The following is a 13,581-nucleotide window of genomic DNA, read 5'->3' as shown; positions in this document are numbered from 1 at the left end:
CAGCAGTCTAAAAAGAGCGATTGGTTTTCCAATCGCTCTTTTTTAATTCCTCTCTAAAGGTGAAGCTCCTTCTGGAGGAGAAAAAGGGTTTGTTTTATTAATACGATCATAAAACATTACTCCATTTAGATGGTCAATTTCATGCTGGAAGCAAATTGCTGGTAAACCTTTTAAACGGATTTTTACTTCTCCTATTCTCGTGTCATAGCCAGTAACTGTTATTCTTGCATAACGTGGAACATATCCAGGAACATCACGATCAACAGATAAGCAGCCTTCACCACCTGATAAATAAACTTCCTCAACAGAATGACTTACAATTTTAGGATTTAATAATGCATAACTAAATAAATTACCTTGTAAGTCAGTAACATGAACTCCTATTGCTCTTTTAAGAATTCCAATTTGTGGTGCGGCTAAGCCGATACCTGATCGTAAACCGTATTCGGCAGTTATTTCTGGATTCTGACTATTTATAACATACTCTAATAATGAATTAGCTAAATTAATATCCTCAGCAGATGGAGGTAAGCTTACTTCACTCGAGATTTCCCTTAATCTAGGGTCGCCTTCTCGAATTATATCTTTCATTGTAATCAAATGAATTTCACTCCTGTCTTAATATTTCCTAAATATAAGTATGTACTATTCACTAGTATTATTAATTTAGTCTAACAAATCTTTTTTAAATTGTCAGTCACAAGTCAATAGAATGGAAAAAGGAGCGATAAAATATCGCCCCTTAAAGTTTGTGGTTATACATTAATAATAGAGGCTTACTAGTGTGAATTATAAAACGAAAGCTGCACCAACGATAATTAATAAAATGAATAGAACAACGATTAATGCGAAACCGCCGTAACCGCAACCGCATCCGCCGCCGTAACCATAACCAGGGTATCCACCTTTTCCACCGTATCCGTAACCGTACATATAATAACCTCCCTTTAAACTGTTTCCGCATATAGCGGATACTACAAATTATGAAAAACTACATAAAGTGTGTGGGTATGTGACCAGATTATTTTTTAGGACGTATAAAAAGTCTGAAAAGATGCAACATGGAAATAATAATGAAAAAAAATTGGGTGAAATTATGTATAAAAAATTCAATTCTCTATTGCTAGTAATAAGTATACTCTTTATCTTTTGTTCGGGTTGTACTTCTCAAGCAAAACAAAAGAATTTAGTTATAAATCAACTAGCTGAAATTGCAGAAATGGAACAAAAATTTCAAAAAGCTGGAGAAGGGATTCAAAAACTGGAAGTAAAAGAATTGGAGTATTATGAAAAAATTTATTTATATAAAATCAGCGAAGTAAATAAAAGACAAGAGGCGGCTAAACAAGCAATCAATTTGTTAAATGAACGGAAAGAACGGGTTAACGGGGAGTCAAAATTAATTCACGATATTGACATAAAAATTAAAGAACTTCAAACAATAAATATTGAAACGAAGGATGAACAGTTTCGAAATGAAGTTAATAACTTTATAAAAACATGGAGAGAAAGAACCGACTTATACGATAAATTGAATTCAAAATATAAAGATGCAATGGAAACGGATCTTTCAATTTATAACTTATTATCGCAGAAAAAAGTTGATTTAAAAAATGTAAAGAGTGAGACAAAGGATACAAATCACATTTATAAAGATGTCATTAAATATAATGATCAATTAAATCTTTATACTCAAAAATTAAATAATTTACAAAAAGACATATATGAAAAATATGGTAAATAACACAATAGGACTAGAATTACTAAACAAAAATCGTTGTAGTACAGTTTGGAATTTATGATAAAAAAAATCCTTTATTAGCTATTTGAGTATAATTTAAAAGAGTTTCTGTTATTGTATAACAGATTGCTGTTTCAAAGGTAGTACAGGGTAGAAATTTTGTGACGAATTTTCCGAAAAATCATGAATAAAATAATACAACAAAATATTTGACGAGTTTATGAACGTGTTATAAACTGTACTAGTGTTCAATGTTGTACTAGTGTAATACACGAATAGTATAAGTACAGATTTTAATTATAAGTACAAGTTGCTTGTAATTACTCTTAAGAAAATACACATGATGGATAAAGAAAATAAATCCTCCATAATTAAAGAAGGGTGTGGGTTTTAGTGGCAACTACTACGAAGAAAGTAGCTGGAAAGGAAACAACAGAAATGAAGAATACACAAACTGTTTCTGAATTAATGGATCAAATGCTTCAATTTGGCGATTCAGTTGGAACTCTTCAAATTTTAAATGAAGAGGGCGAAGTCGTTAATGAAGCAGCGATGCCTGAATTATCAGATGAGCAATTAAAAGAATTAATGAAACGTATGGTATGGACTCGTGTTCTTGACCAACGTTCAATTTCATTAAACAGACAAGGACGTTTAGGTTTCTATGCTCCTACTGCAGGACAAGAAGCTTCTCAATTAGCAAGTCAATTTGCTCTTGAAAAAGAAGACTTTATCTTACCTGGTTACCGTGATGTACCTCAAATGATCTGGCACGGTTTACCATTATATAAAGCATTTTTATGGTCACGTGGACATTTAGTAGGAAGTCAAATTCCTGAAGATGTAAATACAATCTTCCCACAAATTATTATTGGTGCTCAAATTATTCAAGCTGCAGGTGTTGCACTTGGTATGAAGTTGAAAGGCCAAAAATCTGTTGCCATTACATATACAGGTGACGGTGGATCTTCTCAAGGTGATTTCTATGAGGGTATGAACTTTGCTGGTGCTTACAATGCTCCTGCGATTTTCGTTGTTCAAAATAACAGATACGCAATCTCAACTCCAGTTTCTAAGCAATCAAAAGCTAGAACAATTGCTCAAAAAGCAATCGCAGTAGGTATTGCTGGTATTCAAGTTGATGGAATGGATCCATTAGCAGTTTATGCAGCTACATCAGAAGCTCGTAAACGTGCAGTAAATGGCGAAGGTCCAACATTAATTGAAACATTAACATTCCGTTATGGACCACATACAATGGCTGGTGATGACCCAACTCGTTACCGTACAAAAGATACTGAAAATGAGTGGGAAGCAAAAGATCCAATCGTTCGTTTCCGTAAGTTCTTAGAGAAAAAAGGTCTTTGGACTGAAGCAGAAGAAAATGCAATTATCGAAGAAGCAAAAGAAGCAATTAAAGATGCAATCAAACTTGCTGACCAAGAGCCAAAACAAAAAGTTACTGATTTAATGGCTAATATGTTCGAAACTAAAACAAGTAATATAGAAGAGCAATATGCAATTTATAAAGAGAAGGAGTCGAAGTAAGTCATGGCGCAAATGACAATGATTCAAGCTATCACAGATGCATTACGCGTTGAAATGAAGAACGATCCTACTGTAGTAGTATTTGGTGAGGACGTTGGAGTAAACGGTGGTGTATTCCGTGCAACTGAAGGTTTACAAGCAGAATTCGGTGAGCAACGTATATTCGATACACCGCTTGCTGAATCAGGTATCGGTGGATTAGCAATCGGTCTTGGAATTGAAGGTTTCCGTCCAGTAGCAGAAATCCAATTCTTCGGATTCTTATTCGAAATCATGGACTCAATCGCTGGTCAAGCAGCACGTATGCGTTACCGTACAAGCGGTCGTTTTACTTCACCAATTACTTTCCGTTCACCATTTGGTGGTGGTGTTCATACACCAGAAATGCACGCGGATAGTTTAGAAGGATTAATGGCTCAAACTCCTGGTTTAAAAGTAGTTATTCCATCAACACCTAAAGATGCTAAAGGTCTTTTAATTTCATCTATTCGTGATAATGACCCTGTTATCTATTTAGAGCACATGAAATTATACCGTTCATTCCGTGAAGATGTACCTGAAGGCGAGTACACAATCGAATTAGGTAAAGCGGATGTTAAACGCGAAGGTAAAGATGTATCAGTATTTGCTTATGGTGCAATGGTTCACGCTGCATTAAAAGCTGCTGAAGAATTAGAAAAAGACGGAGTATCAGTAGAAGTTGTTGACTTACGTACTGTTCATCCATTAGATACTGCTGCAATCGTTGCATCTGTTGAGAAAACTGGCCGTGCTGTTGTTGTACAAGAAGCACAAAAACAAGCTGGTATTGCTGCAAATATTGTTGCTGAAATTAATGATCGTTGTATCCTTTCATTAGAAGCACCAGTTTTACGTATTACTGCAGCTGATACTGTTTACCCATTCTCAGAAGCGGAAACAGTATGGTTACCAAACCATAAAGATGTAGTTGAAGGTATTCAAAAAGTTTTAAACTTCTAATTTAGTTTATAACAAAAAATAGTGAAAGGTATTTGATGAATTCATCAATACCTTTCTTACATTATAGATAAAATATTTTAAAAAATTAATTTAACTTTGTTCGGAGGTAGAAATCTGTGTCAAACTCAGTGGCAAGTCTATTTGAATTTAGATTACCAGATATCGGTGAAGGTATTCACGAAGGTGAAATTGTAAAATGGTTTATTAAAGCAGGGGACGAAGTAAATGAAGATGATATCATTTGTGAAGTTCAAAACGATAAATCAGTAGTAGAAATTCCATCACCTGTAAAAGGGAAAGTATTAGAAGTATTAGTTTCAGAAGGAACAGTTGCAGTTGTTGGTGACGTATTAGTACGTTTAGATGCACCTGGTTATGAAAACATTAGCTTCAAAGGACAACATGCTGAAGAAGCTCCAACAACTACACCAGTACCAGAAGCTGCTGAAGCAGTACAAGCAAAAGTACAAGAATCTTATGAGCAAAGTGAACCAAAAACAGATGCTGCACCACTATCACCTGTTGCTGCAATTGAACCAAAAGCTCATGTAATTGCAATGCCATCTGTACGTAAATATGCTCGTGAGAAAAACGTAGATTTACGTATTGTACCAGGTTCAGGTAAAAATGGCCGTGTAACAAAACAAGACGTAGATGCATTCTTATTAGGTGGAGTAGCACCAGCTGCTGCAGCACAAACAGAAGTTGCTGTTGAAGTTGTAACAGAAGCTAAAGCTGCTACACAAGAAGCTCCTAAAGCTATGCCAATTCCAGAAGGAGCATATCCTGAAACTCGTGAAAAAATGAGTGGAATTCGTAAAGCAATCGCTAAAGCAATGGTTAACTCTAAACATACTGCTCCTCACGTAACATTAATGGATGAAGTAGATGTAGCTAAACTAGTTGCTAGCCGTAAAAAATATAAAGATGTTGCAGCTGCACAAGGTATCAAATTAACATTCTTACCTTATGTTGTTAAAGCTTTAACTTCTGCATTACGTAAATTCCCAGCTTTAAATACATCGATCGATGATGCTACTAGCGAAATCGTACACAAACATTACTATAACATTGGTATTGCTGCAGATACTGATAAAGGTTTATTAGTACCAGTTGTTAAAGATGCTGATCGTAAAGCGATCTTCTCAATTTCTGCTGAAATTAATGAATTAGCTACTAAAGCTCGTGATGGTAAATTAGCTCCTGCAGAAATGAAAGGTGCTACATGCACAATCACAAATATCGGTTCAGCTGGTGGACAATGGTTTACTCCAGTAATTAACCACCCTGAAGTAGCTATTTTAGGTATTGGTCGTATTGCTGAAAAACCAGTAGTATTAAATGGAGAAATCGTAGTTGCTCCAGTATTAGCGTTATCTTTAAGCTTTGACCACCGTATTATCGATGGTGCAACTGCTCAAAACGCTTTAAACCATATTAAACGATTATTAAATGATCCAGAATTATTATTAATGGAGGCGTAAGATAAATGGTAGTAGGAGATTTTGCAATTGAACTAGATACGGTCGTTATCGGTGCCGGTCCTGGTGGTTATGTTGCAGCAATTCGTGCAGCACAACTTGGACAAAAAGTTGCTGTTATTGAAAAAGGAAATCTTGGTGGAGTATGTTTAAACGTAGGTTGTATTCCTTCAAAAGCATTAATTACAGCTGGTCACCGTTATGAAACAGCTAAGCATTCTGAAGATATCGGTATTACAGCAGAAAATGTAAAAGTTGATTTTACAAAAGTTCAAGCTTGGAAAAGCAGTGTTGTTAATAAATTAACTGGCGGTGTAGCTGGTTTATTAAAAGGTAACAAAGTTGAAGTTATTAAAGGTGAAGCTTACTTTAATGATGCTAACACTCTTCGTGTAATCACTGAAGAGTCAGCTCAAACTTATACTTTTAACAATGCGATCATCGCAACAGGTTCAACTCCAATCGAAATCCCAGGTTTCAAATGGAGCAACCGTGTAATCGATTCAACAGGAGCATTAAACTTACCTGAAATTCCTAAAAAATTAGTTGTTATTGGTGGCGGCTATATTGGTATGGAATTAGGTACTGCTTATGCTAACTTTGGTACACATGTAACAATTCTTGAAGCTGGTGACGAAATCTTAAATGGTTTCGAAAAATCTATGAGTTCAATTGTTAAACGTGGATTAAAGAAAAAAGGTAATGTTGATATCGTAACGAAAGCGTTCGGTAAAGGCGTTGAAGAAACTGCAGATGGCGTTACAGTTAAATTCGAAACAAATGGCGAAATGAAAGAAATCGAAGCTGATTACGTATTAGTAACAGTTGGACGTTTCCCGAACTCTCGTGACATGGGCTTAGAAAATGTTGGTGTTGAAATTAACGAACGTGGTGTAATTTCTACTGATAAACAAGCTCGTACAACAATTAATAATATTTACGCAATTGGTGACGTAATTGCTGGACCTCCATTAGCACACAAAGCTTCTTATGAAGGTAAAGTTGCTGCTGAGGCAATCAGTGGTATGTCAAGTCAAATCGAATACTTAGCAATTCCTGCAGTAGTATTTACTGATCCAGAATTAGCAACTGTTGGTTATACTAAAAAGCAAGCAGATGAAGAAGGATTAGCTGTTAGTGTAGCAAAATTCCCATTCGGTGGAAATGGTCGCGCATTATCTCTAAATTCAACTGATGGATTCGTACAATTAGTTTCTCGTAAAGAAGATGGAGTACTAGTTGGTGCTCAAGTTGCAGGTGTAAATGCATCAGATATCATTTCTGAGCTTGGTCTTGCAATTGAAGCTTGCATGAGCGTCGAGGATATTGCTCAAACAATTCATGCTCACCCAACATTAGGTGAAATCTCAATGGAAGCTGCAGAATTAGCGATGGGTCATCCAATCCACATTCTTAAATAATTCTTCTTTAAAAAATGATCTAAATAAAGAAGACCTTCATTAAATTGAAGGTCTTTTTATTTTGGAAATGAGCGTATGAATTAAAAAGTAATTTAGTTAAAATCCAATTCTTGTGCGAGATAGTCTCTATATACAAATGAAAAATTTCAAAGTATAGGAAGTTTTTCTGCATTTGATTACTTTAAAATACGCTCCTTACACATTTAATACGCCATATTTAGTTCGTTTTGAGTTAAGTTAACCATTAATACATTCAAAGCTGAGTGCTGGCAAAATAACGAAGAGAAAGATTGTCTGCAACCTCCTATTTGTTAGCAGGTTTTTTTGCATGATTAAAGCATGTCTAGCATAACGTTTAAAAAACAAACTTTCTAGTATTTGATGATTGATTGGTGGGAGTATTGATGCGAAAACAACTAATAGTATTAATGATTCATCAACTATTTTGGGTAGGATTTTCATTTGTTTTATTCTTGTCGAAAAGGGATCAAATATATTCTAAAGTCATATTGTTTCTAGTATTCTTTTACCAGCTTTATCTAATTGCAAAATACGTTGGAAACACAAGAAAAGCAAGTATTATTATTACTTGCTTTTATGCTTCGATATTTTTCTTTTGTCAGGCGATCGTAAATTTATTTTAAATTATCGTTTGTAAAAATACATGATTCGATTGTTAAATAATTCAAGCTTTGCTTCAATTTTTTGAGCTAAATATCGACATAGCTCATTTGCTTTGCCTTTATCACCATAAGTTGAGTTTGGTAAAAGTGTAATCACGATATTTTTATCATCTTGAATTGAAACAACAAAATGTTTATAACGAGAATCATTACTCTGTAAATAAAGTGCATCTTGGTCATCTAACTTTTTATTTGAAATAGTGTAAGGAAAGGAAACCCTTTCATAATTCCAGTCAACTTGTTGACCGATCTTAGTTGAAGATTGTATGTAATCATTTATTAAATTATTTATTAAATCTAAATTTGCTTCTTGGTATTTTGATTTCTCCACTAATTGAATGGTAGCTTGTTGAACCATTTTTAAATTTTCCCCCTAAGATGTTTTTATGAAAAACATCACTGTTAATCTTTTTTTATCATAACATTATTTCAAATTTTTAGACAAGTATTCGGTATGAAATTAAATTTTTCTTCATATGTATTAACTTACAATACTAAAACGGAGGAGTGGGTGAAACAATGTTTGAGAAATTATATGATGATCATGAAAATGTAAGAGTCCGATTTGTTGGCTTCGTTACGAACGATACAAGATACGATATTGGTATTGTATATACGAACATGTTCTTTGGTAAGCCACTCGTCATCTGCATGCAGTCTAGACAATGCATTGTATTAGATCGACAGGATGTTTCATTTCCAAATCAATTGAAATTTTTATGTAAACTAAAAACAGAGGAAGAGGCAATGGAGCTTGCAGAATATTTAGCTGACTGGTTACCATCACCAAGTATAGAAGAGAGTTATGAGTAAAAAATAAATGTGTTATACTAATTGAATAGCGGTCACCATATATAACCCCTTGAATAATCTAGTATTAGAAAATTTAAGTTATACTTATTTACCACTTGCGTAAATAAGTATAACACATTATAATGAAGTTAGTTAATTGATACAACATTATGAAAGGGGTTACAAAGATGGGAACGTTCGTATGTAAATGTTGTGAAAAAACAGTAGGTCATTTCGAGGATGAAAAAGTAACAACTCTTTACGTTAAAAACTGTGAAGATTGTGAACCAACTGAAAATGAAGTTTGTTAATTATAATTTATAAATTAAAATTTAAAGTCTAAGAGAATATCTATAGGCATCTATAAATGAGAAATTCCACAAGGGAAACATTTTTCCTTGTGGTTTTTTATGTTTTTAATAAATGCACAAAAAAAGGGAGACTCAATTAAGAATCACCCACATTTCTCTTTATGCAATTTGAGTTTGATCTCCAATTCTTGCAGTTATAACGTCGGATGAAGCTTCGCTCGTTGTAACTGGTATTAATTTTGAATTATCCTTTAAATATTGAGCCATTTCGTTTGAGTCAATTCTAGTATTTAAATTTGTTAAAAAGGCAGAAACCATCGCAAATGGATATCTATGCATATTTAAATGGAAAATGATTTCTGGTAATGAACGTACTCCGATACCGTGTCCGTAAAAATAATTACTCCCCATATTTACTGTGTTTTCTCCTTGCCATTCTGGAGTCATTGGGTCAACTTGAGGATTTTTGATATAAACAACATCGCCTGGAGCTGAGCGATCAACTTCAGATGTTAAAATGGCTAATTTAGGTTCGTAATTCCAAGTGTATAAGTATATTCCATTATCGAATATTTGATCAAAAATTTCATAGCCGTATAGATCTAGAAGGGCTTTATAAAATAACATTATAATTGCAGTTGCACATTCTGTTGCGTAAAATTGTCCGTTACGAAAAATATCATAAATTCCCATGGAAGGTCTTATGCCTGGCCTAAGTCTAAATCCACCCATTGGTGTACGAATCCAAAACATAGGATTACAATATGCTCTTCTAAAAACCCTAAATTGCATGCCGCTTGTTAATAAATCTTTAGAAGCCTGAAGTATATAAGTTCTAAGTGTCAAATCAAAAGATAATTCACGGTCAGATTTATAAATATGAGACTTTTTACTATTTGTTAGATCAGACAATATTTCTCGATAAAGTTTATTATTTGAATCACCGCTATTTTTTAATGAAGCATGAACAATTTTATTATTCACGACTATCAACGAGTCCACATCCTAACATAAAAACAATTTTTTCGTACGAAATCAATATAATTACCTTACCTATCATATGCCTATATAAATTAGATGTGATTTAGAATACAAAAAAACTAGGATTGATTTCCTAGTTTCAGACTGTTGACAAACGCTCGCTTTCTTCGTTGCTTCGCCTGTCTACAGTGCTCATTACCGTCTAAGGTAACTCCGCTCCTCACCAGGCTTCGCGCCTCGAAAGTCAAGCGCTTGCAATCAGTCTGAAAGTCAAGTTTTTAATACTTTGTCTACACACTGAAACTAAGATTTATTTCCTAGTTTCTTTTTATAAAACTTTAATTATTTTAATACTTTTAATGTTAATAAATCTTCGTCTTCTGGACCTTGAACAGGTAAACCTGCTTCAATATTCTTTTTAATATAAACAAGATTTTCAAGTGTGATTTCTTCACCAGGTAAAAAGATTGGAATTCCAGGTGGATAAACCATGACAAATTCAGCAATAATTCTACCGACAGAATCCTCAAGTGGAACAGATTCTGTTTCAGAGTAAAATGCATCCCTAGGAGAGACTGCTAAAGTTGGAATCGTTGGGATCTCAACGTTTAAATTCGTATTGCGCTCTGAGATGTCAAATTCAGTTGCTAATACCTCAAGTGCATGAATTAGCTGCTGGATGTCTTCTTCACTATCACCAGGTGTTAAAATGCAAAGAACATTATATAAATCAGACATTTCAACTTCGATATTAAATCGCTCTCTTAACCAAACTTCAACGTCATGGCCCGTTATACCCAGTTTTTTTACGCTGATTAATATTTTAGTAGGATCAAAGTTGAATGTAGCCTCTTTACCAACTAAATCATAACCAGGGCAATATAAACCATTGATTGAATTAATTTTATTTCGTGCATTATTTGCTAGTCTAATAGTATTAGTTAGTAATTCTTCACCAACAGTTGCTAATCTCTTTCTTGCAACATCTAGTGAAGCAAGTAATAAATAGGATGTTGAAGTAGTTGTTAGCATACTTAGTACAGATTGTACTCTGTGGACATTCACAATGCCTTCTCTTACATTTAAAATAGAACTTTGAGTCATAGAGCCACCAAGCTTATGAACGCTCGTAGCAGCCATGTCAGCCCCTGCTTGCATCGCAGAGATCGGTAATTCGTTATGGAAATGAATATGTACACCATGCGCTTCGTCAACTAATACGGCTAAGCCATGTGAATGTGCTAATTCAACAATGCTTTTTAAATCTGCTACAAATCCAAAGTATGTAGGATTAATAACTAATACTGCTTTTGCATCAGGATTAGTTAAAATGGCCTCTTTCACTGCATTTGTCGTAATACCGTGTGAAATACCTAATTCACTATCAATTTCAGGATGAACAAAAATTGGTGTCGCGCCTGAGAAAATGATTGCAGATAAAACAGATTTATGAACATTTCTTGGGACGATAATTTTATCGCCAGGTCCACAAACACTCATTACCATTGTCATGATTGCTCCACTTGTGCCTTGAACTGAAAAGAATGTGTGGTCAGCACCAAAAGCTTTTGCTGCAAGATCTTGTGCTTGTTTTATTTTACCTTTTGGATGATGTAGATCATCTAAAGGAGCAATGTTGATTAAATCGATCGATAATGCATTATCACCAATAAACTCTCTAAATGTTGGATCCATTCCATTTCCTTTTTTATGTCCCGGAATATGGAATTGAATAGGGTTCTTCTTTGCATGTTCTAATAAAGAAGAAAATAACGGCGTTTCAATTTGTTTCATTTAACATACACCCCATTTAATGAATAATAGTGTTTTTCGGAAGTGATATGTTTGTAAACAATTCAACTGTTTACTCTCATTAAGTTATAAACTGTCTTACCTTCATTTGAAAAACAAAAAGATTATATCATTCTATGAATTTTCTGTATAGAAAAATATGATAAGTTTATGAAATTTTATTCATCTGAATGAAATTATATCAATTTTTAAAATAAGAATGGAATTTTAAAAATGTGTTAAAATGGAATTAATTAGAAAATAGTAGGAGTGAAGTAAATGGATTACCAATACCCAATTTCATATGATTGGACAACAGATGAGACAGTCGAGGTAATACAGTTCTACACATCAGTAGAAAAAGCGTATGAAAAGGGAATAGATCGTGAAGTGTTAATGGCTACATATAAACAGTTTAAATCAATTGTACCTAGTATTGCAGAAGAAAAAAAATTATGTAATGAATTAGAAGAGATATCAGGCTATTCCGCATACAGAGTCATGCAAAAAGCTAAAAATGGCGCTCCTGGTGATAAAATTAAAATGTAGTATTTAATAAGTTAATAAATAGTAAGAAAAATTCTGAAGTGAAAAATAAGAGCCCATTAAAGGATTATTAGCTACCTTCAATGGGCTTTTCATTTGTCTGGATTGTTTAAATAATTCAATTTCATATTTCGTCCTGTCGAAAAATGTGTAAAGAATGGGCATAGACTTTTGTTTTTGACATATGTATAATTAAACAACACTTATATTAATTCAGTTTATACTTATTTTGTATAAAGGAATTAAAGTATTATATGTTTCTATAATACGTTGGATTAGATCTTCCTTTGTAAGTGTAATTGCTTCATCTTTTGCAATCGTAATTCCACATAGGTATTCTGCTTTTTTTACATCATGAAATCTTTGGATACCTTTATTGAATTCATCTTTATTCATTTTACTCTTTTGTATCACATCAGGCTTCATATGATCGTATGATACAACAAAATCTTTCGGAATCATTTTGTAAAGTTTAGCTTTATTCTTTTCAAAGTTAATGGCAATCGATTGCTTATTTGGACTTTCGTAAATAATTCCAAAGTAAACAAATAGGTGAGTACCCCAAAGTCCAAATTGGAAATGAGGAAGCATCTTGTATCCACGATTATTTGTTGCAAAAGCAATCCAAGTATCTTTTGGAGCATTCACAGTACGACGAGCATGCTTAGCAATATGGCCAAAGAAGTTTTGATCTGTTTGTACATTTAAAAATGGTAATATTTCTTCTACAATTTCTTTAAATTTTGGTTGAATTTCATCTTGTATAGCACTCATTCTAGTTTCTAATGTTGAGTCAGTTGTAAATATTTCAAAATCACTTTCTTTAAAAAAAGTTTGAGTCATTTTCGAACCCCCTAGTTGCATTATCTAATTAGTATACCATGTTTGTCCAAAACAAATGGGTAATATGTTTCTTCATAAAATAGTTACATTATAAGCTTAAACAACATATATTAGTAGCAAGATAAAAATCAGAAAATTTTGTTAATTAACTTTTACAATTTGTTTTGCCAACTTATATTCTATGGAGGGATAATGATGAGACAAGTGATTAATGCGTTAAAAAGAACTGATGCAGAAAAGAGAATTCCTGTACTTAGATTAGAATTAGATTACGAACTAGCTACACTATTCGATGCTATGACAGTCAATGATAATGAAGCAATGATTGAATCTAAGAAGAAATTAGAATTATTAAGATTAGAATTAATTCGTCTAGAAGCTTAGCGAGTTTATTTACCGAACCTTTAAATAGGTTCGTTTTTCTGTGCGCTCATCTTCCGCTTATGCCCAATGGTCTATCGT

At 33.5% G+C, this 13,581-nt stretch carries 16 protein-coding genes; 10 read left to right on the top strand and 6 right to left on the bottom strand.

Going from position 1 to position 13,581, the window contains the following annotated elements:
- Positions 1-42: 42 nt before the first annotated feature.
- On the bottom strand, positions 43-600 hold the full coding sequence (gene def / locus ACFWM3_RS20650; RefSeq protein WP_056468569.1) for a peptide deformylase: 558 nt from the start codon (positions 598-600) through the stop codon (positions 43-45).
- Positions 601-789: 189 nt separating this feature from the next.
- Positions 790-933, bottom strand: coding sequence for a YjcZ family sporulation protein (locus ACFWM3_RS20645; protein ID WP_069035541.1), 144 nt, complete (start codon positions 931-933; stop codon positions 790-792).
- A gap of 163 nt (positions 934-1,096) precedes the next feature.
- Between ACFWM3_RS20645 and ACFWM3_RS20640 the strand changes: the two genes are divergently transcribed.
- From ACFWM3_RS20640 to ACFWM3_RS20615, 6 genes are all read left to right on the top strand, one after another.
- The gene (locus ACFWM3_RS20640) at positions 1,097-1,744 is read left to right on the top strand and encodes a YkyA family protein (protein ID WP_056468566.1); all 648 of its coding nucleotides are present in this window, start codon (positions 1,097-1,099) and stop codon (positions 1,742-1,744) included.
- A 465-nt stretch (positions 1,745-2,209) separates the two neighbouring features.
- A complete protein-coding gene (gene pdhA / locus ACFWM3_RS20635; protein WP_390312801.1) occupies positions 2,210-3,289 on the top strand; it encodes a pyruvate dehydrogenase (acetyl-transferring) E1 component subunit alpha in 1,080 nt (359 codons plus the stop codon).
- A 3-nt stretch (positions 3,290-3,292) separates the two neighbouring features.
- A complete protein-coding gene (locus ACFWM3_RS20630; protein WP_056468564.1) occupies positions 3,293-4,270 on the top strand; it encodes an alpha-ketoacid dehydrogenase subunit beta in 978 nt (325 codons plus the stop codon).
- 128 nt (positions 4,271-4,398) lie between these two features.
- Positions 4,399-5,754 (top strand): dihydrolipoamide acetyltransferase family protein, encoded by a 1,356-nt coding sequence (locus ACFWM3_RS20625; RefSeq protein WP_390312800.1) that lies wholly within the window; start codon positions 4,399-4,401, stop codon positions 5,752-5,754.
- A 5-nt stretch (positions 5,755-5,759) separates the two neighbouring features.
- Positions 5,760-7,172 (top strand): dihydrolipoyl dehydrogenase, encoded by a 1,413-nt coding sequence (lpdA, locus tag ACFWM3_RS20620; RefSeq protein WP_056468560.1) that lies wholly within the window; start codon positions 5,760-5,762, stop codon positions 7,170-7,172.
- 404 nt (positions 7,173-7,576) lie between these two features.
- Positions 7,577-7,816: a hypothetical protein gene (locus tag ACFWM3_RS20615; protein ID WP_056468558.1), complete on the top strand. Its 240-nt coding sequence runs from the start codon at positions 7,577-7,579 to the stop codon at positions 7,814-7,816.
- 1 nt (position 7,817) lies between these two features.
- On the opposite strand, the gene ACFWM3_RS20610 is transcribed toward ACFWM3_RS20615, so the two are convergent.
- Positions 7,818-8,213: a DUF1885 family protein gene (locus ACFWM3_RS20610; RefSeq protein WP_335412811.1), complete on the bottom strand. Its 396-nt coding sequence runs from the start codon at positions 8,211-8,213 to the stop codon at positions 7,818-7,820.
- Positions 8,214-8,374: 161 nt separating this feature from the next.
- Here ACFWM3_RS20610 and ACFWM3_RS20605 point away from each other — a divergent pair, with 161 nt between their 5' ends.
- Both ACFWM3_RS20605 and ACFWM3_RS20600 read left to right on the top strand, forming a co-directional pair.
- The gene (locus ACFWM3_RS20605; protein WP_056468552.1) at positions 8,375-8,668 is read left to right on the top strand and encodes a DUF3055 domain-containing protein; all 294 of its coding nucleotides are present in this window, start codon (positions 8,375-8,377) and stop codon (positions 8,666-8,668) included.
- A gap of 167 nt (positions 8,669-8,835) precedes the next feature.
- Positions 8,836-8,958 carry a GapA-binding peptide SR1P gene (locus ACFWM3_RS20600; RefSeq protein WP_056468549.1) on the top strand — a complete coding sequence of 41 codons (123 nt, stop codon included), beginning with the start codon at positions 8,836-8,838 and terminating at the stop codon, positions 8,956-8,958.
- Between the two features lie 159 nt (positions 8,959-9,117).
- Here ACFWM3_RS20600 and ACFWM3_RS20595 read toward each other — a convergent pair whose 3' ends face one another.
- Together ACFWM3_RS20595 and ACFWM3_RS20590 are read right to left on the bottom strand one after the other, a co-directional pair.
- A complete protein-coding gene (locus ACFWM3_RS20595) occupies positions 9,118-9,942 on the bottom strand; it encodes a protein-glutamine gamma-glutamyltransferase (RefSeq protein WP_286131622.1) in 825 nt (274 codons plus the stop codon).
- A gap of 339 nt (positions 9,943-10,281) precedes the next feature.
- Positions 10,282-11,733, bottom strand: a complete 1,452-nt coding sequence (locus tag ACFWM3_RS20590) for an aminotransferase class I/II-fold pyridoxal phosphate-dependent enzyme (RefSeq protein WP_056468543.1) — start codon at positions 11,731-11,733, stop codon at positions 10,282-10,284.
- A gap of 276 nt (positions 11,734-12,009) precedes the next feature.
- Between ACFWM3_RS20590 and ACFWM3_RS20585 the strand changes: the two genes are divergently transcribed.
- Positions 12,010-12,279, top strand: coding sequence for a UPF0223 family protein (locus ACFWM3_RS20585; protein WP_390312778.1), 270 nt, complete (start codon positions 12,010-12,012; stop codon positions 12,277-12,279).
- Between the two features lie 210 nt (positions 12,280-12,489).
- On the opposite strand, the gene ACFWM3_RS20580 is transcribed toward ACFWM3_RS20585, so the two are convergent.
- The gene (locus ACFWM3_RS20580; protein ID WP_390312777.1) at positions 12,490-13,119 is read right to left on the bottom strand and encodes a YktB family protein; all 630 of its coding nucleotides are present in this window, start codon (positions 13,117-13,119) and stop codon (positions 12,490-12,492) included.
- A gap of 195 nt (positions 13,120-13,314) precedes the next feature.
- On the opposite strand from ACFWM3_RS20580, the gene ACFWM3_RS20575 reads away from it, so the two are divergent.
- On the top strand, positions 13,315-13,503 hold the full coding sequence (locus tag ACFWM3_RS20575; protein ID WP_056468536.1) for a hypothetical protein: 189 nt from the start codon (positions 13,315-13,317) through the stop codon (positions 13,501-13,503).
- Positions 13,504-13,581 lie beyond the last annotated feature (78 nt).

It is taken from the genome of Gottfriedia sp. NPDC058432, assembly GCF_042721555.1.
Taxonomy (GTDB): domain Bacteria; phylum Bacillota; class Bacilli; order Bacillales; family Bacillaceae_G; genus Gottfriedia.
The sequence above is the reverse complement of the archived record's forward strand: the minus strand, read 5'-3'. Positions and strand labels throughout refer to the sequence as shown.